Here is a 24,342-nt window from a genome sequence, read left to right as displayed (position 1 = left end):
CCTTATGGCAAATCTAATAATTGGTGATATTCACGGCTGTTATGATGAGTTTATGCGACTATTAGAGAAAGCTGATTTTTCATCATCAGATACCTTATGGCTTACTGGAGATTTAGTTGCTAGAGGGCCAAAATCACTTGAAGTTCTTAGATTTGTAAAACAAAACAGCGAACAAATAAGATTAGTTTTAGGTAACCACGACTTACATTTACTCTCAATTTACGCCAATGTTACACCATCAAAAAAGAAGGATAATCTTGACGAACTCATCCACGCTGATGATTTCGATGAACTAATGAATTGGTTGCGTAAACAACCATTAATTCAAATAGATGAAAAATTAAAACTTATTATGACTCATGCCGGAATATCTCCACAATGGGATCTGGAAACATTGAAAAAATGTGCTAATGATCTTCATCAGGTTTTAAGTAGTGACTCATATCCCCTCTTTCTTGACAAAATGTATGGTAACTTTCCTGATGAATGGTCATATGAATTACAAGGGTTAGATCGATTACGCTTTATTGCGAATGCTTTAACAAGAATGCGTTATTGTTACGAAGATGGACGGCTTGATTTTTATTGTAAAGATCAACCAGATGAGGCCCCATCGAAACTTAAACCATGGTTTTCATTACCAAGTAAAATTCCGTCAGAATATAGTATTGCTTTTGGTCATTGGGCAGCATTGAATGGAAAAGGAACACCTGAAAATATTTACGCACTCGATACAGGGTGCTGTTGGGGTGGCAAATTAACATGTTTACGATTTGAAGATAAAAAATATTTCAAAAAGAAAAACATGAAAAATTAAAAATAAAAGAATAATTAAAGGGTTATTTTATTATGTCTGTACTAACTGTTATAAAATCAATTTGGAAAGGTATCAATTTAATTAGAGAAATATTTCTTAACCTAATTTTCTTAATCATAATCCTATTGATCTTGAGTGGTATTGCATTATTTAAAGAATCACAAAAGCAAGACATCATTCCTCAATATGGCACATTAGTTATAAATCTTGAAGGCGTTATTGTCGACAATTCGCTTTATAGTGATGAATTGTATGAAATACAAAATAAATTATATGGTAAAAGAGTAAATCTATCACGTGAAAATAGTTTATTCGATTTAGTGCAAAAAATATCACAAGCTACATCAGATCCTAATATAAATAGCATAGTCCTAAAATTGGACAACTTTGTCGGAGCAGACTTGAGTTCTTTGAAATATATTGGTAAATATTTAGACAGATTCAAAGAAGCAAATAAGCCTATTTATGCTATTGGTTCAAGCTTCAATCAAAGCCAATATTATTTGGCGAGTTATGCTAATAAAATCTATTTAACCCCATTAGGTGCAGTTAATGTTTTTGGATTATCCGCCAATAATTTGTACTACAAAACATTATTAGACAACTTAAAGATTAATACTCATGTGTTCCGTGTAGGAACTTATAAATCAGCGATTGAGCCATTTATCAGAGATAATATGTCAGAAGAAGCAAGAAGTAACACTTCTCGATGGTTAAATTTAATGTGGAATAACTACCTTAATGACATTTCTGCAGAACGCAAAAAAGCACCAACACAACTAGTTCCTTCAACCGATAAAATGTTATCAGAACTAAAATCTGTTAATGGTAATATGGCCCAATACGCTTTAGCAAATGGCTTAATTGATGCGATAAGTGATGAATTTGATTTTGAACTTGAACATAAAATAAAACAAAAAGTCAGTATTTATGATTATAGACTTAAGGAAAATGCTGAAGAATCAAACAAAGAACCAAAAATAGCTGTCATTTTTGTGAATGGAACTATTACTAACGGCACAAATAGCAGTAATGTAGCTGGTAGCCAAGATATTGTTAAACAATTAAGAGATATTCGTAATAAATTACAAAGTAATAATATACAGGCTGTCGTACTCAGAGTAAATAGTCCAGGAGGAAGTGTCGAAGCTTCAGAAGCAATTCGCAGTGAACTAGAAACTTTACGTCGTTACCAAATCCCGGTTGTTGTTTCTATGGGCGGAATGGCTGCTTCCGGAGGATACTGGATATCAACTGCTTCTGATTATATTGTCGCTAGTCCGAATACGATTACAGGTTCTATAGGTATTTTTGGCATTGTACCAACCTTTGAAAATTCACTTTCTCATATTGGTGTTTATAACGATGGGGTTTCAACCTCACCATTGGCAAATAACAGCTTAACTCAAAATTTATCCGATGAAATGAATCAATTTATTCAAATGAATATTGATAATGGTTACTTTAATTTCATCTCTTTAGTAGCAAAAGCTCGTAATATGACCTCAGAACAAGTAGATCATATAGCTCAAGGGCAAGTTTGGCTCGGCTCCGAAGGAAGTAAAAATGGCTTAGTGGATAAGTTAGGGGATTTTGACGATGCGGTTGATATGGCTGCAACATTAGCCAATATTTCTAATTATAAAATAGATTGGCAAAAGCCTGAAGGCAGTTGGTTCAATGCACTTTACTCAGATATGTTTGCTATGATGCCAAAATCAACAGCAGAGGTATTTTTTGAGCATATCCCAGAAGTAAAACAAATTAAGCAACAAGTTTCACTATGGGATAAGTTCCAAGATTCACAAAACCGTTATATTTACTGTCTAAACTGTGCTGATGTTCGATAATAAAAATCCACCTTACGGTGGATTTTTTTATTTTTGTGTCTGGAAAAAATAACGCATATCATTCATTGCCGCCTGGATTGTTTTATAATCAGGTGTCTTATCGACCTGATTATTATGACAATCAAAATAGTGGCTTATACCAAGACGATTAACAAAATAGATGTTGTCTCTAGTCCGAACTGCATAAGAACTATAATTTGACATTAATAGCCAATCTCGATCGATTATTGGGCTAAATAAATCATAACCTGTCGAATAATCTGAAATATCATTTTCCACATGCAAATAATGTCGCATTATTGTTGGAACGACATCTTCATGATTGGTAAATTTATTTATATTATCTGTGATATATTTAAGATCTTTTGCTCCAACTATGATAAAAGGTACTTTAGTTTGAGCATCAGTATAGTTACCATTATGACCCCAAAAACCCAGTTTATTGTCATTCATTTCTTGTGAATGATCACCTGTTATAAAGATTAACGTATTATCTAGCGAGCCTGATCGTTCAAGTTCATCATAGACCTTTTGAAGCAAATAATCATCATAGTAGACACTTTGTTTATAACGATTAAAAATGGGAACAGGATCTGTATCATTGCTTAATGTCATATAATTCAGCTCGCCAATTGGATTGAATTTAACTTCAAAATAATTGGGAAAATCATAAGCATGTGGTGCATCAAAAAATAAAAATGAAAAACTTGGTTTAGATGTATCTCTACTCTTATACCAGTTTAGCCAATCATCAGTTAACTGTTTATCTCGACTCGATGCAGATCCATCTTTACTACTAATTCTTAAGTTCTTAATGGTTAAAAATGCCGTACGATCGAATTCTGGCGCGGTAACTTTGGCTGAAGTAAATATACCTATATTATAATTTTCTTTTTGCAATGTTGTTATGAATAACGAGGGAATTCTATTTCTTAAAAAAGCATCCCAATACGTGCCGGGGATACCATAAAAAAGCCCAAAAATACCAGTTCGAGTTGCATTCCCTGTTGAGTAATGATTATTAAAAATTATTCCATTATTCTGTTTCACAAAATGGTAAGTATTGGGTGAAATTTCTTGACTAAAAGTATCATAACGCCAAGAATCTAAGACAATAAACATAATATTGGGTGTTGTAGTATTATGAGGGTTAATCATCAGCTCATTTTTAGGATAATAGATAGTTGCGTGTTGGTTCTCCTTTTCTATAAGTGTCTTACGTTGCCCTGATTTATCAAACAATCCCATTATCTTTTTCGAGGTAAATGGACGATATAATGGAATATATTCTTTAACAATCATGATGGGGGAATAGGCATAATAAAACGCAACCATATGGATTAAATGACTAATAAAAAAACAACCGAAGAGAAATACTGTCGATACGATTAATATTCTTGAACGTTTTTGGCTAAATTTTTTATCTAACAAATAAAGAATTAAATATTCTGCTCCAAAAGATACTAATATTAACAAAAACATCAAAACATAAGTGATCGTTGAAAAATCGACAACTTGCCCCGAGAAAACCATTGATAGCACAGATTCATTGATATGAAATCGATATTGTTGAAAAACAATAGTATCAACATACAGCACAATCTGTAACAAACTAAATAAAGCAGCTAAACAAATATTACTTAACGTTCTCTTCACCCAAATAAACGGAAAACATAAAATAAAAAGTAATAAATAAACAGAGAAAAAATGGCCTAACACGGCAAATAGAGAAAAAAAGCTTCCATCCCAACTAAACGATGAACCAGGCACCCCAAAATATCGGATAGTAATGATAGACGAAATAAAAATATTTATTAATACGAACGAATAGAGTTTTTTCATATAGCTCCACGAGCAATAGGATTAAAAATTTTTAATAATAGCGATTTTTCTACTTAAAATTAGTAATTTCCTCAAAATTTTTAACAAAAAAAGATAAATATGAAGAGATTAATATAAGCTTAACAAAAAAGGCTCTTTTTTGAGCCTCTGAAGACATTTTGATGATGAAATCTATTATAGACTAAATAAATATTAATACCATTTCTTCAATGCATTTATATCCGATTGCTTGGCTTCTACCCAATTTTCGCCACTAGAGGTCTGTTCCTTCTTCCAAAATGGAGCCTCATTTTTTAGTACATCCATAATAAACTCCGCAGAAGCAAAAGCATCACTGCGGTGTGCTGCACTAACACCAACAAAAACAATACCTTCATTTGCATAAATTTGACCGACACGATGGACTATTGCAACACGATTAATCGACCATCTATCTCTGGCTTGATTAATAATATTGCAAAGCACCTTTTCAGTCATTTCTGCATAATGCTCTAACGTTAAACTTATGACTTGGTTTTCAAAACTACGCACCTTACCCATAAAAGTCACTACAGCACCATCTATAGGCGATTGATAAAGCCAAGTTATTAATGAATTCACATCAATGGGAGATTGGTTAACTTGAATAATGTTCACGCTGTTAACCACCTGTAACTGGAGGGAAAAAAGCAATTTCATCACCCTTTTGAATGACATAGTCATAGTCAACTAAAGTGTGATTAACTGCACATAATACTGTTTTTTCTTTTAAAGCTAATACCCACTTATCACCACGCAAACTAAGGTGATCTAAAAGTTGATTTATTGACATTTGCTCTACTAATAATTCAAGTTTTTCAACCCCAATTAATTCTCTAATTTGTGCAAAAAAAATAATTTTGTTCATAGTATCACTGCTCTGCCGCATTAAATTCGCCCGATTTACCACCAATTTTATTCAGCAACCGAACTTGATTAATAACCATATCTTTTTGATTAGCTTTACACATATCATATATCGTTAATGCAGCAACTGAAGCAGCAACTAAGGCCTCCATTTCGACACCTGTTTGGCCCCTTAGCCGACAAATTGTTTCAATCCTAATGCTGTGATTTTCAAATACAGGTTCGATATTGACTTCAATTTTACTTAGAAGTAGTGGATGACAAAGTGGAATCAAATCCCATGTTCGTTTAGCCGCTTGAATACCGGCAATTCTTGCAGTTGCAAAAACATCACCTTTATAATGTTTCCCTTCAATAATTAGGTTAAATGTTTCAGCATTCATTAATACTATTGACTCGGCTCGAGCTTCTCGTAAAGTTAACTTTTTTTCAGAAACATCAACCATATGTGCATCACCATGCTGATTGATGTGTGAAAATGATGCTGACATTTTTAACGACCTTTAAATATTATGCTTTAACTTGCCGTTCAAGATAACAAATTTTGTTTATGGATACTACTATCATATAAATAAAGTTTTTAGAGAGTTAACTCAAAAATAATTAATTTCTCTATGTAACTTTTGCGAGTTAAATAAAATCTGCGTACAATATCAATTTTTAATAATAGTGATTGTTAATGCTGATTGCCCATGTAGCCTTACCGGTACCCCTTTATCGACTGTTTGATTACAAACTAACAGTACCTGCTGAAATTGGTGCGCGGGTTAGAGTGCCTTTTGGTAAAAGGGAAATGATTGGAATAATCATTAAAATTGATCAGCAATCGACCTTTGATAGCGAAAATTTAAAATCAATTACCGCAATTATTGATACCAAAAACCCCTTTCCTCAACCAATTTGGCAGTTATTGAATTGGGCAACAAGTTATTATCACTTTCCAATTGGCGAAGTCATATTTCATGCCATGCCAGTTCTATTAAGGCAAGGTCGTCAAGCTATCAAGGATGATATAAAACAGTGGCAATTAACACCTCTAGGGCAACAAATTGATTTAAGCTTATTATCACGTGCACCAAAACAAAAGTTATTATTATCTTCACTTAGAAACAACTGTTTAAATGAAGACGAATTTAGTTCAAATTTATATCAAGAATTACAAAAAAAACAGCTTATAGAATTAGTTTATCAACAACCTGACAATATTTGCTGGCAATACTCGACCAACCCAACATCGATCCAATTAAATGATGAACAATCTAATGCCATAGAGACTATTAATAAACAGAATAAACAATTTGGTGTATTTTTGCTTGATGGTATAACTGGTTCAGGAAAGACTGAAGTTTATTTAAATATAATTACAGATGTTTTATCACAAGGTAAGCAAGCTTTAGTTTTAGTTCCTGAAATTGGTTTAACACCTCAAACAATAAAGCGTTTTAAACAGCGCTTTAATGCCCCGATTGATATTTTACATTCAGGCTTAACAGACAAGGAACGTTTAGATGTTTGGTTAAGAAGTAAAGAGGGTGAAAATGCCATTGTCGTAGGTACTCGTTCTTCGCTTTTTACTCCCTTTAAAGATTTAGGTATCATTATTATCGACGAAGAACATGATAGTTCTTACAAACAACAGGAAGGATGGCGTTATAATGCTAGAGATCTAGCAATTATCCGAGCTAGAATTGAAAATATACCTATAGTTTTAGGTTCCGCAACGCCTTCTCTTGAATCGATTAATAATGCACAAACTCATAAGTACCAGCAGCTCAAGCTTACTCAAAGAGCGGGTAACGCCCAATTAGCCAAACAATCTATTTTAGATATTCGCGGCATGGCTTTAGCTTCAGGTTTATCTCAACCTCTTATAGAAAAAATAAAAACGCATTTAAATAACAATAACCAAGTTATGTTATTTCTTAACCGTAGAGGGTTCGCACCATTAATAATTTGCCATGATTGTGGTTGGATAGCGGAATGCCCACGTTGTGATCGCTCTTATACTTATCATAAAAAGCAGAATAAACTGATTTGTCATTATTGTGATACGCCAAGAGAAGTGCCAAAACAGTGCCCTAAGTGTGGTTCGACCCAATTACTACCAATTGGATTTGGAACGGAGCAACTTGAAAAACAACTTAATATTTTGTTCCCAAATATAAAAGTTACTCGTATTGATCGCGACACGATAACTAAAAAAGAAGCATTGAATACCTATTTAAATGATATTCATAAAGGCGGAGCTCATATTTTAGTCGGCACACAAATTTTGGCTAAAGGTCATCACTTTCCTGATGTGACGTTAGTTGGCATAATTGATGTTGATGGCGCCTTATTTTCAAGTAATTTCAGAGCAACTGAAAGATTTGCTCAGATTTATACTCAAGTATCAGGCCGAGCTGGTCGTGAAACAAAAGCTGGCGAAGTAATTCTACAAACCTATCATCCAGAGCACCCTTTATTAAATACTTTATTAAATGAAGGTTATCAGGCATTTGCAAAACAAACATTAATTGAACGTCAACAAACTTTACTACCACCATTTAGTTATCAGGTGTTAATTCGTGCTGCTGACCGTAATAATTTACAGGCACCAAAATTTTTACAGCGTATCCATGATTGGTTAAAGTCTAATTATGACCATAACTTATGGCAACTTGGTCCAATGCCGGCTAGTCAACCTAAAAAAGCGGGTTATAATCGTTGGCAATTATTGTTACAACATACAAACAGACAAATATTACAACAAATATTAGATAATCTTATAACTGAACAGTGGAGTGAAGCATCAAACGTAAGATGGAGTATTGACGTTGATCCAATTGATAATTAAAAATATCTCCCAACAGATTGATTATCTATTGGAAGATAGGATATTTATAAAGTGATTTTTCCTATATTTTTATCCAGCGTTGCTTGACCAATACCAGAAACTTCCTGTAATTGTTCTATAGAGACAAAAGGACCAAATTTTTCTCGATACTCAATAATTTTCTTAGCTTTACTCATCCCAATACCAGTTAATACTTTACTTAGCTCTTCAGCTGTTGCAGTATTAATATTAACTTGTACAATTTGCGCTTCTTTTATAGTGACATCTGCTTTCGAATCAGCAAAACTAACTGTTGAAAAAAGTAAAGATGAAAATAAAAGGCATAATAGTGTAAAAATTTTCATGTAAATTAACTCCAATATAATTATGCAACTAAATTTGCTTCATAACTATCTCATGGAATTAAGTTGCTAAATTTTAATATTCATAAAAATGCGAAAAGCCACCAAAGTGGCTTCTCTTTTTTTGATTTATCACCAAAATTTTTCGATCTTTATCACAAATTTGCATCAGGCATGATTTCGATCTTCGCTTTAGAACGAATATCATTTGCAAGATAATGATAAGTGTCAGACATAGATAATGGTAATAATTTTGGTGAAATATCTTGATACTCCTTAGGCGTATCAACTTTAATTAAGGTGAAAATATAAGCAGTATTATCTTCTAAATATTCCACATTAAACTCATCAGATTTAACACCTGAAATTGGTGGTTCTAAATTAAAAACCATATCAACTACTTTTTTGTCTAAATCTGTCGAATCTCTGTGCAAAACATATTTCTTACTAAAGCTTACTTTATCTGAATTTCCAGTAGTATTTAACTCATTTAAAAGGCTTTCAACATTAGCTTTAAAACGACTCTCGGAGATATCTTTAGATAGTTTTTTATTAATTTCATCTTTAACCTCATCAAAAGGAGCTATCCCCTCTGGGTGATAGTCAGTAACTTGAATAATAAAATCATAACTACCATGAGATCTTTCAACTGGAATTAAGTCTGATAATTTAAGAGTCGGTTGCCCATTAGCGATCATTTCTTCGCTAAAGACTAAATCACTAATTTCAGGATGAATCATGATTGTAGACATATCTTTATAAGTTGTCCAATCAGTCGTTTGAACTTCAAGACCCGTTTTTTCAGATAACTCTTCAATTGATTTAGGTGATTGAGATAAGGCATTTTTCATTTTATCTTCAACAGCATTAAATCCATTTTGTAATTTTTGTTTAGTTAAATTCTCGTAAATTAAAATTGAAGCATAATCAAAATCCATAGCCTTTGGTGGTAACTCAGCATCAAGTTTAATTATGATAAAGCCATCATCAGTCGAAATTGGATTTGAAATTTGATTAACTTTTTTCAAGTTTGCTTTTTTAAAGAACTCAGGCAGAGAATCATCATCAGCAAACCAACCTAAAGAACCATTCTTACCATAAGCTGAAATATTATTATTATTTTGATTTAGACTTTCAGCTATATTTTGAAAATTTGCGCCTGAAGATAACTCTTTAACGATCTTGTCTGCTTGCGCTTTGTCTGTAACAAAAATAGCACTAAACTCTTTTTTTGCTGGGTAGGTATATTTTTTTAAATTTTGTTCATATTCTTTTTTTACATCATCATCAGTAACCTTAATGGTTTTAGCGATGTCATCTTTTGAATTATAAATAAATTTTAATTTTACTCGCTCTTTCCTCATAAAATCATTTTTATGTTCATCATAATACTTTTTCTCATCTTCTTCGGTAATATTAATGTCTTTCATATCATCTATTGAAGAATCAATCTTAGTAGCATAGATAGTTCTTGTCTGATCTTTTAACAAGGAAATTTCAGATTCAGAAGGTAAAACAAAGCTAGTTGTGACTAATGCACCAATAACTTGTTCTTGTTGTAACGATGTTTTTAATAAGCTTGCATAACTTTCAGCAGTAAAACCGTTTTCAGCAAGTAGATTTAAATAATTTTGATTATCAAATTTTCCATCTATAAAGAAAACTTTCTGCTTTTTAATAAAATCTTTTACGCGCTCGTTACTGATTGTAGCATGAATATTTTTTGAAAATTGATAAGCTAAATAATTATCTATTTGCTGAGATAAAACTTTTCTTCGGATTATTTTGGTAAGCGAAGCATCACCACCTGTAGTTTTATTTAATTCTTGCTTTACTTGAGACTCAAATTGAGTTCGACTGATCCCTTCTCCGTCGACTTTAGCAACGTACAATTGCTCATCATTTGCACCACTGCCACCACCAAAGCCTAAAAATCCAACACCAGTAAAAATAAAACATAAAATAATAATAGCAAAGATTATTTTAACAACAAGACTGTTTGCAGCTGTTCTAATTTTTTCCATCATAGCTTGTCATTCTCCATATACCTGAATTTTAATTTCGCAAGTATATCATATTTGCCAAAATTGGCTATTATCTAATTAAAAGTCGAAAAAAAAGCCAACATAAGGTTGGCTTTTTGATTGGTTTATTTTAGTTCAATCGAGTTGAAATATTTGCTGTATTTTTAATTTTTTTAACAGATTTTTTAACTGGCGACTTTATTTGAACTTTTTCCTTAACTGGCTCAATACCAAATGGATTATTTTGCAATGCAATCGTCAATACATCATCTATCCATTTAACAGGTTTTATATCAATTTCAGCTTTAACATTTGCTGGAATTTCTTCGAGATCTTTAACATTATCAATAGGAATTATAGCTGTTTTTATACCACCTCGGTGAGCAGCCAATAATTTCTCTTTTAATCCACCAATTGGTAATACTTCACCTCGTAGCGTAATTTCACCAGTCATGGCAACATCAGCACGAACAGGGTTACCCGTTAAAGTAGATACTAATGAAGTACACATTGCAATACCTGCACTTGGACCATCTTTAGGTGTAGCACCATCAGGAACATGCACATGTATATCACGCTTTTCATAAAAATCGCTATTAATACCCAATTTTTCAGCGCGCGAACGAACAACCGTAAGTGCAGTTTGAATGGATTCTTGCATAACGTCACCAAGTGAACCGGTATAAGTTAATTTTCCTTTACCAACAACACTCATTGATTCAATGGTTAGCAAATCACCACCAACTTCTGTCCATGCCAGACCATTCACTTGACCGATCCGGTTTTCACTTTCGGATTTACCATAATCAAAACGCTGTACACCCAAGTAATCTTTTAAGTTAGTTTGAGTTACACTTACTTTACGCAAACGCTTGTTTAAAGCCAATTGCTTAACAACTTTACGGCAAATTTTAGCAATTTCTCTTTCTAAGCTTCGAACCCCTGCTTCACGAGTGTAATAGCGTATAATGCCAATTACAGCAGAATCATCAATATCAATTTCATTTGCTTTTAGACCATTATTTGCAATCTGTTTAGCAATTAAATGTTGTTTAGCAATATTCAATTTTTCGTCTTCGGTATAACCAGATAGCCGAATAACTTCCATTCTATCTAGTAGTGGTGCTGGAATATTCATTGAATTAGCTGTCGCAACAAACATGACATCAGATAGATCATAATCCACTTCTAAATAATGGTCATTAAATGCATTATTTTGTTCAGGATCCAGAACTTCCAGTAATGCCGATGCAGGATCACCACGCATATCAGAAGCCATCTTGTCAATTTCATCTAATAAAAATAGTGGGTTTTTTACACCAACCTTTACCATACGCTGAATTAATTTACCTGGCATTGAACCAATGTAGGTTCTTCGGTGTCCTCGTATTTCGGCTTCATCACGCACACCACCTAAAGCCATACGAACATATTGTCTTCCCGTAGCTTTAGCAATGGATTGACCTAATGATGTTTTTCCAACGCCTGGAGGCCCGACTAAGCATAAAATTGGACCTTTAATTTTATTTACTCGACTTTGAACAGCCAAATACTCTAAAATTCGGTCTTTTACACGATCCAGCCCATAATGATCTTTATCTAAAACTTTTTGTGCAGCATTAATATCTTTTTTTACTTTACTGCGTTTATTCCAAGGAACTTGTAACATCCAATCAATATATCCGCGAACAACAGTTGCTTCGGCAGACATAGCAGGCATCATCTTAAGCTTGTTAAGCTCAGATAGTGTTTTTTCCTTTGCCTCTTTTGGCATTTTTGCTTTAGTAATTTTTGAGTTTAGCTCTTCAAATTCATCAGGTTTATTATCTATATCACCTAACTCTTTATGAATAGCTTTAATCTGTTCATTTAGATAATATTCCTTTTGCGCTTTTTCCATTTGTTGTTTGACGCGTTGACGAATATTTTTTTCAACTTGCAACAAGTCAATTTCTGATTCCATTAATGAAATAAGCAACTCGAAACGTTTTTCTAAATCAGCAGTAACTAAAATCTCTTGTTTTTGTTCAACTTTTATATATAAGGTAGCAGCTATGGAATCTGCTAATTGAGATGATTCTTTAATTAAATGAATTGAATCAACAACCTCTTGAGTGACTTTTTTATTAAGTTTCGCATAATCATCAAAATTTGATAATAAGACTCTTATCATCGCTTGACTAATATTATCAGCTTTCTTAGATTCTTTTAGAGGTTTAATATTTGCAATTAAAAAATCATCATCTTTTCGTTCAATAATATCAACAATTTTAGCTCGCGCGACACCCTCAACCAGAACTTTAACTGTACCATCAGGTAATTGAAGTAATTGTAAAACATTGGCTATAGTACCGACTTCATACAAATCCTCTACATCAGGTTCATCTTGTGAAGGATATTTTTGTGTTACAAGAAAAACTTGTTTATCCATCTCCATTGCACTTTCCAAACAACGGATTGATTTATTACGACCAACGAAGAGAGGAATTACCATATGTGGAAATACAACAACATCACGTAATGGTAAAATAGGCATAATCATTTGTTTAGTTTGTTTTGTCTTCATTTTATTCTCTCGGTAGTACAAACTTATCTGTCTTATATTGGGGTGATTTTAAGATATTCAAGCTTATCCTGTTTTAAATACGCAGTACAATAAATGTACATGCGTATTTCATTTTTTTACATAAATGCTGCTTACTAGTTTGAATAGGAATTGCTTATCTATTATGCAGATAGTTCTGTATCTTCACGAAAAATCAATTTAGGTGATTGCAAATGATTTACCGTATCTTTCTCAACAAGTACTTTTTTTACGTTTTGCATTGATGGTAAGTCATACATTGTATCTAACAGTATATTTTCGACAATTGAACGTAATCCTCGAGCACCTGTTTTACGTTTCATCGCATTAATTGCAATGGCATCTAAAGCTTCTTTAGTAAATTCCAGTTCTACACCATCCAACTCTAATAAAGCATTAAATTGTTTGGTTAAAGCATTTTTAGGTTCGGTTAATATATTAACTAAAGCATCTTTATCAAGTTCTGATAACGTTCCAATAACAGGTAATCGACCAATAAATTCAGGTATAAGACCAAATTTAACCAAATCTTCTGCCTCTATCTGAGCTAATAACTCAGATTCTGTCGCTTTATTCTTAGTGCTTTTTACATCAGCACCAAAACCAATACCTGTGTTGGTAGAGACTCGATTTTCAATAACTTTATCTAATCCACTAAATGCGCCCCCACAAATAAAGAGGATTTTAGAAGTATCAACTTGTAAAAACTCTTGTTGTGGATGCTTACGCCCGCCTTTAGGAGGAACAGATGCAACAGTACCTTCAATAATTTTTAATAAAGCTTGCTGAACACCTTCACCAGAAACATCCCGAGTAATAGATGGATTATCTGATTTTCTAGAAATTTTATCAATTTCATCAACATAAATAATCCCACGTTGCGCTTTTTCTACATCATAATCACAACTTTGTAATAATTTCTGAATAATATTTTCTACATCTTCACCAACATATCCAGCCTCAGTCAATGTAGTTGCATCAGCCATGGCAAAAGGGACATCAAGAAAACGCGCTAATGTTTCAGCTAATAATGTTTTACCACTACCCGTAGGACCAATTAATAAAATATTGCTTTTACCTAATTCAACATCACTACGGTTAGAATAGCTACGTAAACGTTTATAATGATTATAAACAGCAACTGATAATACTTTTTTAGCCCGCTCCTGACCAATAACATATTCATCAAGATGAGCTCGTATTTCGTGCGGTGTCGGTAATGGTTTACTAATAAATTCTTCATGAGAAAGAAAACTCTTCGTTTCTTCTTTTAGAATATCATTACATAGTCCAATACATTCATTACAAATATAAATAGATGATGGCCCAGCAATTAGCTTACGGACTTCATGTTCACTTTTGCCACAAAAAGTACAATAGAGTAATTTTTCTGAGTTTTCTTTATCCACTTTCTTTACCTATTTATTATTAAGATCGTTTACTGTATATGGCGTCAACTAATCCATATTCAACTGCTTTCTCGGCTGACATAAAGTTATCACGATCTGTATCTTTTTCAATTACACTAATATCCTGACCAGTATGCATTGATAAAATATTATTTAATCGGCTTTTAACCTGTAATATTTCTTGAGCATGAATTTGAATATCTGACGCTTGTCCTTGAAAACCACCTAATGGTTGGTGGATCATGACGCGTGCATTAGGCAGGCAAAAACGTTTACCTTTAGTACCAGCAGTTAAAAGTAATGAGCCCATTGAACATGCTTGTCCAAGACAAATAGTACTAACATCTGGTTTAATAAATTGCATCGTGTCATAAATAGCCATACCAGCAGTCACTACTCCACCAGGAGAATTGATATATAAATGGATATCTTTTTCAGGATTCTCAGCTTCAAGAAAAAGCATCTGAGCAATAATCAAATTTGCCATATTGTCTTCAACTTGCCCAGTTAAAAATATAATTCTTTCTTTTAATAATCGTGAGTAAATATCATAAGCTCTCTCGCCACGAGAACTTTGCTCAACAACCATTGGAATCACACTCATGTATGGTTCTAAAGGCATTTTCATCTCCTAATTAAACAAAATAGCCCAAACAATTGATCCTTATTTGGGCTTATAATGAATTTTAATTAAATAAAGTGACAAGCTGCTTAAGCAACTTGTTGATTCATTAATTCTGAGAATGAATAAGTCTTATCTGTCACTTTTGCGCTAGCTAATAATAAATCAACTACTTGATCTTCTAGTGCAACAGAACGGATATTATCCATTGCTTTCTTATCTTTACGATAATAATCAACCACTTCTTTAGGATCTTCATAAGCAGTTGCAATTTCATCAATTAAAGATTGTACTTTTGCTTCATCAGCCTTTAACTTGTTACTTTCAATGATTTCGCTAAATAATAATCCAACTAACACACGGCGTTTAGCTTCTGCTTCGAATAACTCTTTAGGTAGATCCATTGATTGTTTAACATTACCACCAAAACGAGTTAAGGCTTGTTGACGTAAGACATCAATTTCTCGATCAATTAAAGCAAATGGAACTTCAATATCATTATTTTTTACTAAACCATCAATGACCTGTGTTTTGATTTTATTGCGAATTGTTGCATTAAGTTCACGTTGCATATTTTTACGTACTTCTGCTCGTAAACTTTCAACTGTGCCATCAGCAATACCAAATCTTTTCACTACTTCTTCAGTTAATTCTGGTAACTCAAGTTCTTCAACTTTTTTAAGTGAAGCAGAAAATACTGCTGGTTTACCTTTTAAATTCTCAGCATGATAATCTTCTGGGAATGTAACATTAATATCAAATTCATCTCCAGCTTTGTGACCGATGATTGCATCTTCAAAACCAGGGATCATTCGACCTTGTCCTAATACAAGTGCAAAATCATCAGCTTTACCGCCTTCAAATTCAGCACCATCAACTTTACCTAAAAAGTCAAGCGTGACACGATTTTGTTCTTTTGCTGTCTTTTTAACAACTTTCCAAGTACCTTGTTGTTTACGTAAGGTTTCAATCATTGTTTCCACATCAGCATCAACAACTTCAGCTACGGGTTTTTCAACTTCGATTTTATCTAAATCTTTGATTTTAATTTCCGGATAAACTTCAAATTCAACAGTGAAAGTATAATCTTCACCATTTTTATATTCTGTTGGAATATATGTTGGCGCACCAGCTGGATTTAATTTTTCTTGGATAATAGCATCGATAAAATTACGTTGCATCAAATCACTTAAAGCGTCTTGTAAAATCGAAGCACCATAGCGTTGTTCAACAATTTTTAAAGGTACTTTTCCTTTACGGAAACCATCAATACGGACTTTTTTTGCTGTATTGATAAGTTCTTTATCAACTGCTTTGGTAATATCTTCTGATTTAATTGTAATTGATAAACGACGGCCTAAACCTTCTGTTGTTTCTACCGAAACTTGCATCTTTATACCTCGGAATTATTGAATATATTTGCTCATAATTATAAATTGATTAATTGAGCTAATTAAATTTATAAAATAGGGAAGCATTATACCGACCGTAATCGTCTACGTCGAGACATTTAATAGCTTCTTCTCAAGTGCTTTCAAACGTTTATTCATTTCATCAATATGTAAAACTAATGAAGCTGTTTTACGCCATACTTTATTTTGTTGTAATGGAATACCCGATGAATATACACCCGGCTCAGTAATTGGTCTCATAACCATACCCATTCCAGTCACAGTTACTTGATCACAAATTTCCATATGGCCGTTAATAACACTCGCACCACCAATTAGGCAATGGCGTCCAATCTTTAAACTACCCGCCATAATAACACCACCAGCGACAGCAGTATGATCACCAATAATATCGTTGTGCGCAATTTGACATTGATTATCAATAATGACGCCATTACCGATGACAGTATCATCTAAAGCACCACGATCGATTGTTGTTGATGAGCCAATTTCAACGTTATTACCAATTACTACCCGACCAAGCTGGGGGATTTTTATCCATCTACCTTTATCATTTGCATAACCAAATCCATCTGCACCTATTACTGTTCCTGATTGGATCAAACAGTGTTCACCAATAATACAGTTATGGTATATAGATACATTAGACCATATTTTTGTGCCTGCACCGATTTGAGTATCTTTCCCAATAAAACAGCCAGCACCAATACAACAGTTATCACCAAGATTTACACCACTTTCTATAACAGCATTTGGACCAATTGATACATTTTGTCCAAGCTTAGCAGTAGGATCAATCACCGCAGATTGTGCGATGCCTTTAGCGGGTAACGGGGTCGTATCTAAAAGTTGTGCTAATTTTGCATAAGTAAGATAAGGATCTTTAACAATCAAAGCAGCCCCATTCCAATATTTAAGGCTATCTTCTGTCATAACAACTGCTGAAGCGTTACAAGTTAATAAATTGTTTTGGAATTTTTTATCCGACAAAAAAGTGATTTGACCTTTTGTGGCACTTTTCATTGATGCTACACCGGTGATAGTTAATTCACCATCACCATATAATGTAGCATCAAGCTTGTCAGCTAATTGCTCTAAACGAAAAGCAAACATTATTTTTTAACCTTCTCCAAAACTTTGTCAGTAATATCAACAGCGTCAGAGGCATATAAAACGGTATCTACTCTTAAAATAAGATCATATTTTTCTTCAGCAACGATGGTTTTAACTGCTTCTTGAATTTTGGTTAGTAATTTACCAGCTTCTTTTGTTTCGCTATCACGATATTCATTTGCGAAAGCTGTGGCTTTATTCTGAAAATCTGCGATAGTTTTATTTAATTTAGTTTTTTCAGAAGATGACAAAGTTAGCCCTTCTTTCTTTAAACGTGCAGCTGCTGCATCAGCAAGCTTTTCTTCTTTTTCTAATGCTTTAGCTCTCGCTTCAAATTTTTGGTTCAATTCTTTACCGATTGCTTCTCGTTCTGGCATACGATCCATTACAGATTTAATATCGATAACACCAATTTTAGTTTCAGCGTTTGCAAAGCCTGTAAAAAGTAGAGCAATACTGATGCCAATAACAGATATAATTTTTTTCACTTTATTCACCTATGTGTATTTTAGTTATTAACAACATGGCATTACCATGTTGAACCTATATTAAATTGGAATTGCTGCGCTGAATCACCATGATATTTCTTTAACGGCTGTGCATAAGAAAATACCAATGGCCCTAATGGGGACATCCATTGAACAGCAAGACCAGCAGACATTCTAATATCAGATGGGGAACTATAATCAGGAATATTTTTGCCTTTTAGATCCCATTCGCTATCCCAAACCGTTCCTGCATCAAAAAATACTGATGTTCTAATACTATCTGCATATTTTTCACTTGCAAATGGTGTTGGGACTATTAGCTCCGCACTTCCGAATGCTAAGGCATTACCACCTATTGCATCTTTAGAACTAGTACATTGAGCTGTATCGCCTAAGGTTCTACATCCATCTACGCCTGTTTTAAAATATACTGCTTTAGGACCGACAGTGTTTGTTTTAAAGCCACGCAATACAGTTGAGCCACCTGCATAGAAATTTTCATAGAATGGTAATTCTTTTCCACCAAATCCACCACCATAACCTAATCGGCCACGAGCTAAAAATACCCATTTATGATCGGCATCAATTGGATAATAATAAGAAGCATCACTAACCATTTTATAGAATCTATTGTCAAATACTGGCACTGTCGCTTTTAAATTAGCAGTTAGTTTTAACCCATCTGTTGGGAAGTAACCACGATCTAGTGAGTTATATGTCCAATAAGCGTTCAATAACAAATCATTGGTGTCATATGAATAAGACTTATCTTTATTTTTCATATTTTCACCCATTGATTCAAAATAGCGCCACATATTATACTGAGGTTTCATATCAGCTAATTTATGATTAGCGTATTCTGTGCCAAAACGAACAAAGTTATTTTCACTAATCGGGAAGCCGAGGTCTAAATTAGCCCCCCAAGTTTTACTTGAATACTCAGATTCATCATCATCACTATCAGTTTTATAAGTATTGTAGTAAACGCTACCACCTAAACTAACACCATCAACAGTAAAATAAGGATTAACAATCGAAACAGATGCACTTTTATCACTACTGGTTGTATTAATATCAAATGAAACGCTATTCCCCGTTCCTAACCAGTTATCTTGAGAAATTCCAGCATTAAAACTTATACCACTGTCTGAGCCAATACCCACGCCAAATTTAATACTACCCGTATTACGTTCAGCTACTTTATAAATAATATCAACTTGATCATCAATGCCAGGAACTCGTTCAGTATTCGCTTCAACACTTTCAAAGAAACCTAATCGATTTAAACGTTCTTTACCAAGTTCAACCAAACCATTACTCAACCATGATCCTTCCATTTGACGAAGTTCACGACGAACCACACTTTCACTTGTAATTGTATTGCCGACAATTTTAATATTGCGTACGTAAAAACGTTGCCCTACATCAACTAATACTACTAATTTAACAGTATGTGATGAGTCATCCATTTCAGGCTGAATAGCTACTTGAGGATAAGCATAGCCAAAATTAGCCAACAATCGCTTAATATTATCCTCAATATCAGTTATTTTTTTACCATTATAAAGTTCACCTACAGTAAGCTTTTCTTTGGCTAGTTTTTGGATTGCCTCTTCATGTCCTGCAAAGTTACCTTTAAAATCAAAATCGGCTAACTTATATTGTTCACCTTCATGAATATTAATAGTGACATAAATCCCTTTTTTATCTGGCGTTAAGCTAACTTGTGTAGACTCAATATTAAATCGAGCATAACCTCGATTTAAATAAAAGCTTTGCAACTCATCTAAGTCCGATGCCAATTTTTGCTTTTGATATTTACGATCACCAAGCATATTCCACCAAGGCACTTCATCACGTAATGAAAACCGTGAAATAAGCTCTTCAGATGAAAAAGCTTTTGCACCCACGATATTGATTTGATCTATTAAAGCAGATTTACCTTCAGCAATAACTAATTTTAAATCAACACGATTTCGAGATAATGGTGTTACGACGGCTTTGATTTGAGCATTATATTTACCAACACTATAGTAAAAATCTTCTAGCCCTTTTTCGATTCCTGAAAGCATTGTACGATCTAATGCATCACCTTCTCGAATACCGGTACTATCTAAATTCTTTTTCAACATGTCGTCTTTGACAGATTTGTTACCAGAAAAGGTAATACTTGCTATAGTTGGGCGTTCTTGGACATGGATAATTAATTTATCGCCATCACGAGAAACAGTAATATCATCAAAATTACCGCTGGCGTAAAGTGATTTGATAATGCGACCTAAATCAGATTCATTCACATAGTCACCAACTTGAACAGGCATTTCAAGCATCGCAGCACCGATTGTAACTCGTTGCAAACCTTCAAACTTGATGTCCCTAACCACAAAATCATCAACACAAAATGCATTGGAACTATATACTGCTGTGGTACTAAACAGCAAAGATGCTATAAGTAATTTATTTATTTTCATCGTATATATTTATAACCTCATCCCATTACAATCGTAAAATATCATTAAATAGTGCAATTCCCATTATTACCATTAATAAAACAAATCCGATACGAAAAAAACGCTCTTGTGTTTTATTTGATAAGGCATTTCCTTTTATTTTCTCAAAAAATAAAAAAAGCAACTGCCCGCCATCTAACATAGGTAATGGAACAAGATTGATAACTCCTAAACTTATACTAATAAAAGCTAGAAAATATAAGTAAGGAGTAAATCCATAACTTGCTGTTTGCCCTGCGTTTTTTGCTATTGTAATTGGTCCTGATAAATGTTTTAGACCAATCACTCCTGTTACTAATTGATAAAGAGAACGAACCGTTAACTTAGTCGTTAACATTGTTTGTTTCATCGCTTTATCGAATCCATTAAAAAAATCATATTGTTTAATTACTGCATCAGATGTCGGATAGAAACCTGCAACACCTTCTCCATTTCTATTTCTTGTTGGCTCAAGTGTAAGATCTACGTCTTTATTGTTCCTACTTACCTTCAGTTTTATAATTCCAGCTTTTTTTATAGTATCCGTAAAATCATTCCAATTTTGATAAAGGTGATCATTATAACTCATTATTTTATCACCAACTTTTAAACCAGCTTGAGCCGCTGCTGAATCGGGTATAATTTTACTCACAATTGGATAAATTTCCAATTGTTTAGGTATAAATCCAAATGCTGCGATTGCAGATTCCTTTTCAATATCAAAAGACCAATTACTAATATTAACATCTCGACTAACTTCTTGTTGCTCAATATCAGTACTATAGGTAACATTAATATTGCTTTTACCTAAAGCAGAAATCAATGCTACATTTACATCATTCCAAGTGTCTATTTTAGCATTATCAATCATTCTTAACTCTGCATCTGCTGGCATATTTATAGATGCAGCTGGTGTTGAAGGTATAATACTTTTTATTTTAACAGGATAATCAACCACACCCGTCAAAAAAATAACCCAATAAATAATTAATGCTAAAACAAAATTAGCAAATGGCCCTGCAAAAATGATTGCAGCCCGTTGCAAAATACTTTTTTTATCAAAAGCGCGTTTTTCTAAATTGGGCGATAATTCACTCGTTTTGCTATCGAGCATTCTAACATATCCGCCAAGTGGAATCATAGCGATAACTAATTCAGTTCCATTTGAAAATCTATGCGACCATATTTTTTTTCCAAACCCGATTGAAAAACACTCTACATGCACTTTACATAGCCGAGCAACAAAAAAATGCCCAAACTCATGAACTGTAACTAATATACTGATAGTAATAATAAATAACAACAGTGACCAAAGCAAAATCAGTAACCCTTTAGAATAAATGCAAAGATAATACAGCAAATACAGGAACTGCCGACGTTAAACTATCAATACGATCTAAAATACCACCATGTCCTGGGATAAGATTTCCACTATCTTTAATTCCTGCTTCACGCTTAAACATGCTTTCAGTCAGGTCACCTAATACCGAAGCCAAAATAGCCAATAGGGAGCTAAATAAAAATTGAGTAAAATTAATATTAAAATTACCAGTTAAGTAAGCGATCACACAAACTAAAGTTGCTAAACTGACACCACCGATAAAACCTTCTACCGTCTTTCCTGGTGAGACTTTTACAGCTAATTTCCGTTTACCAATCGCTCTTCCAGCAAAATAAGCACCTGTATCGGTTGCCCATACTAACACAAATACATATAGCAACCAAATAGCCCCAGTATAACTATTAACACTGTAATTAATAGTACGTAATTCAAGCATTCCTATAAAAAAAGGTACTAATGTAAAAAAAGCAAATAACAGCTTAATTAATGGTGATCTAGACCAGTATTTTGCTGAGTTAGGATAACCTACAACTAATAACAAAGCGGTTAACCACCAAATAACTGATAAGCAAATTATTAAAGCAAATAACTTACTTTTTAGTATTGACTCAATTGGTATGAAGTAAAGCAAAACTATTGAAAAAACAATAAAAAACAAAAGAACTGTTTTCTCGGTTCTTTTTGCTAGAAAATTACCCCATTCCCATGCCGCTAATGCACAAACAGCGATGATTAAATAAGAAAATATCGATAAAGGTGCAAAAAATAGTGCAATAATAACAAGGGGAATAAGTACGATGGCAGTTAAAATACGCTGGATTAGCATGAAAGGTCCTCATTTAGAACGCCACCAAAACGCCGTTCTCTAGTGTTAAAAATATTTATCGCTTCATCAAATGATGCCTGATTGAAATCAGGCCACAATGTGTCAGTAAAATACAATTCTGCGTATGCACATTGCCATAATAAAAAATTACTAATTCGGTATTCGCCACCGGTACGAATAACTAAATCAACTTCAGGTAAATCATTCATACAAATAATCGAGCCAAAATATTCCTCATTGATATCCTGTGGCGTTATTTTACCATCTAAAGCTTGTGAAGCTATTTTTTTAGCTGATTCAACAATATCCCAACGACCACCATAATTAGCTGCAATATTCAATGTAAGGCCAGTATTATTTTTGGTTAAAAGCTGAGCATTAATAATAAGATTTTGAAGATTTTGATTAAATTTTGATATATCACCAATGATATTTAATCGAACATTATTTTTATTTAAATTTTTAATTTCGCGATTTAACGCATAAATAAACAGTGAAATTAAAGCAGTAACTTCATTAGCTGGACGTTTCCAATTTTCACTACTAAAAGCATATAACGTAAGCACTTTTACATCTAGTTTTGCTGCATATGTGACAATTTTACGCACCGCTTTTAAACCAGCTCGATGGCCTTTAGCGCGTAATTGATTTCTTTGCTTTGCCCATCGACCATTACCATCCATAATAATCGCCACATGGTTGGGAATATATTGTGTCATGTATAATCTCGTTATATATCTATCATATTAATGATAATTTCGATAAATCAACGGGTGCCATAAACAACTATCGTCTTACCATGTGCTGAAATTAGGTGTTGATCTTCAAGCATTTTTAAAATTCTTCCAACGGTTTCACGTGAACAGCCGACAATTTGCCCAATCTCTTGGCGGGTTATTTTTATTTGCATACCATCTGGGTGAGTCATCGCATCAGGCTGTTTAGTTAAGTTTAATAGTGTTTGTGCAATTCGACCGGCTACATCTAAGAAAGCTAGATTACTTACTTTTTCTGATGTAACTTGTAACCGGCTTGCCATTTGACTAGCTAATCGCATTAATATATCTGGGTTAACTTGCACTAGCTGTTTAAATTTTTTATAGGATATTTCGGCCACTTCACAACTTGTTTTTGCTTTAACCCAAGCACTGCGTTCTGTACCTTCTTCAAAAAGACCTAATTCACCTAAGAATTGATTTTGGTTTAAATACGACAAAATCATTTCATTACCTTCATCATCTTTAATCAATACCGCTACAGATCCTTTTAAAATATAATAGAGAGTTTCGGCTTTTTCACCTTGATGAATAAGGGTACTTTTAGCTGGATATTTATGAATATGGCAATGAGATAAAAACCATTCCAATGTTGTATCTGATTGCTGTTTACCAATCATTATTCCTTCCTCTCTATTCAAATTACTACAGTAACACTATAACAAAGTTACAGAATAAATCATATA

General features: G+C 33.4%; 20 protein-coding genes. 3 read left to right on the top strand and 17 right to left on the bottom strand.

What is annotated here, in order from left to right; translation table 11 throughout:
* The first annotated feature begins 4 nt into the window (after positions 1–4).
* Together apaH and sppA are read left to right on the top strand one after the other, a co-directional pair.
* Positions 5–817 (top strand): bis(5'-nucleosyl)-tetraphosphatase (symmetrical) ApaH, encoded by an 813-nt coding sequence (gene apaH, locus J3U00_RS09935; RefSeq protein ID WP_065562373.1) that lies wholly within the window; start codon positions 5–7, stop codon positions 815–817.
* Between the two features lie 32 nt (positions 818–849).
* Positions 850–2,667: a signal peptide peptidase SppA gene (gene sppA / locus J3U00_RS09930; protein WP_267332306.1), complete on the top strand. Its 1,818-nt coding sequence runs from the start codon at positions 850–852 to the stop codon at positions 2,665–2,667.
* Positions 2,668–2,694: 27 nt separating this feature from the next.
* On the opposite strand, the gene J3U00_RS09925 is transcribed toward sppA, so the two are convergent.
* The 4 genes from J3U00_RS09925 to moaC form a co-directional block, all read right to left on the bottom strand.
* Positions 2,695–4,509, bottom strand: coding sequence for a sulfatase-like hydrolase/transferase (locus tag J3U00_RS09925; protein ID WP_267332305.1), 1,815 nt, complete (start codon positions 4,507–4,509; stop codon positions 2,695–2,697).
* Positions 4,510–4,701: 192 nt separating this feature from the next.
* Positions 4,702–5,145, bottom strand: a complete 444-nt coding sequence (gene moaE, locus J3U00_RS09920) for a molybdopterin synthase catalytic subunit MoaE (protein WP_267332304.1) — start codon at positions 5,143–5,145, stop codon at positions 4,702–4,704.
* Between the two features lie 4 nt (positions 5,146–5,149).
* Positions 5,150–5,395, bottom strand: coding sequence for a molybdopterin synthase sulfur carrier subunit (gene moaD / locus J3U00_RS09915; RefSeq protein WP_267332303.1), 246 nt, complete (start codon positions 5,393–5,395; stop codon positions 5,150–5,152).
* Between the two features lie 4 nt (positions 5,396–5,399).
* The gene (gene moaC, locus J3U00_RS09910) at positions 5,400–5,885 is read right to left on the bottom strand and encodes a cyclic pyranopterin monophosphate synthase MoaC (protein WP_267332302.1); all 486 of its coding nucleotides are present in this window, start codon (positions 5,883–5,885) and stop codon (positions 5,400–5,402) included.
* Between the two features lie 188 nt (positions 5,886–6,073).
* On the opposite strand from moaC, the gene priA reads away from it, so the two are divergent.
* Positions 6,074–8,230 carry a primosomal protein N' gene (gene priA / locus J3U00_RS09905; protein WP_267332301.1) on the top strand — a complete coding sequence of 719 codons (2,157 nt, stop codon included), beginning with the start codon at positions 6,074–6,076 and terminating at the stop codon, positions 8,228–8,230.
* Between the two features lie 44 nt (positions 8,231–8,274).
* Here priA and J3U00_RS09900 read toward each other — a convergent pair whose 3' ends face one another.
* The 13 genes from J3U00_RS09900 to crp form a co-directional block, all read right to left on the bottom strand.
* Positions 8,275–8,574, bottom strand: a complete 300-nt coding sequence (locus J3U00_RS09900; protein WP_267332300.1) for a ComEA family DNA-binding protein — start codon at positions 8,572–8,574, stop codon at positions 8,275–8,277.
* 152 nt (positions 8,575–8,726) lie between these two features.
* The gene (locus tag J3U00_RS09895; RefSeq protein WP_267332299.1) at positions 8,727–10,598 is read right to left on the bottom strand and encodes a SurA N-terminal domain-containing protein; all 1,872 of its coding nucleotides are present in this window, start codon (positions 10,596–10,598) and stop codon (positions 8,727–8,729) included.
* A gap of 127 nt (positions 10,599–10,725) precedes the next feature.
* A complete protein-coding gene (gene lon / locus J3U00_RS09890) occupies positions 10,726–13,161 on the bottom strand; it encodes an endopeptidase La (RefSeq protein ID WP_267332298.1) in 2,436 nt (811 codons plus the stop codon).
* 161 nt (positions 13,162–13,322) lie between these two features.
* Positions 13,323–14,588 carry an ATP-dependent protease ATP-binding subunit ClpX gene (gene clpX / locus J3U00_RS09885; protein WP_065734766.1) on the bottom strand — a complete coding sequence of 422 codons (1,266 nt, stop codon included), beginning with the start codon at positions 14,586–14,588 and terminating at the stop codon, positions 13,323–13,325.
* 19 nt (positions 14,589–14,607) lie between these two features.
* On the bottom strand, positions 14,608–15,210 hold the full coding sequence (gene clpP, locus J3U00_RS09880) for an ATP-dependent Clp endopeptidase proteolytic subunit ClpP (protein WP_305054763.1): 603 nt from the start codon (positions 15,208–15,210) through the stop codon (positions 14,608–14,610).
* 89 nt (positions 15,211–15,299) lie between these two features.
* Positions 15,300–16,601, bottom strand: a complete 1,302-nt coding sequence (gene tig / locus J3U00_RS09875; protein ID WP_267332297.1) for a trigger factor — start codon at positions 16,599–16,601, stop codon at positions 15,300–15,302.
* Between the two features lie 105 nt (positions 16,602–16,706).
* Entirely contained in the window at positions 16,707–17,735 is a 1,029-nt protein-coding gene (gene lpxD, locus J3U00_RS09870) for a UDP-3-O-(3-hydroxymyristoyl)glucosamine N-acyltransferase (RefSeq protein WP_267332296.1), read from the bottom strand.
* Positions 17,735–18,223: an OmpH family outer membrane protein gene (locus J3U00_RS09865; protein ID WP_267332295.1), complete on the bottom strand. Its 489-nt coding sequence runs from the start codon at positions 18,221–18,223 to the stop codon at positions 17,735–17,737. Before J3U00_RS09865 ends, lpxD begins: the two co-directional genes overlap by 1 nt.
* 41 nt (positions 18,224–18,264) lie before the next feature.
* Positions 18,265–20,694, bottom strand: a complete 2,430-nt coding sequence (bamA, locus tag J3U00_RS09860) for an outer membrane protein assembly factor BamA (protein ID WP_267332294.1) — start codon at positions 20,692–20,694, stop codon at positions 18,265–18,267.
* Positions 20,695–20,719: 25 nt separating this feature from the next.
* Positions 20,720–22,030 carry an RIP metalloprotease RseP gene (gene rseP / locus J3U00_RS09855; RefSeq protein ID WP_267332293.1) on the bottom strand — a complete coding sequence of 437 codons (1,311 nt, stop codon included), beginning with the start codon at positions 22,028–22,030 and terminating at the stop codon, positions 20,720–20,722.
* Positions 22,031–22,043: 13 nt separating this feature from the next.
* Complete coding sequence (locus J3U00_RS09850; RefSeq protein ID WP_267332292.1) at positions 22,044–22,880, bottom strand: phosphatidate cytidylyltransferase; 837 nt, start codon at positions 22,878–22,880, stop codon at positions 22,044–22,046.
* Positions 22,874–23,599: an isoprenyl transferase gene (locus J3U00_RS09845; protein WP_267332291.1), complete on the bottom strand. Its 726-nt coding sequence runs from the start codon at positions 23,597–23,599 to the stop codon at positions 22,874–22,876. The genes J3U00_RS09850 and J3U00_RS09845 overlap by 7 nt, the downstream gene beginning before the upstream one ends.
* A gap of 47 nt (positions 23,600–23,646) precedes the next feature.
* A complete protein-coding gene (crp, locus tag J3U00_RS09840; protein ID WP_034903327.1) occupies positions 23,647–24,279 on the bottom strand; it encodes a cAMP-activated global transcriptional regulator CRP in 633 nt (210 codons plus the stop codon).
* Positions 24,280–24,342 lie beyond the last annotated feature (63 nt).

The organism is Gilliamella sp. B3127, assembly GCF_026536935.1.
Taxonomy (GTDB): Bacteria; Pseudomonadota; Gammaproteobacteria; order Enterobacterales; family Orbaceae; genus Gilliamella; species Gilliamella apicola_E.
The sequence above is the reverse complement of the archived record's forward strand: the minus strand, read 5'-3'. Positions and strand labels throughout refer to the sequence as shown.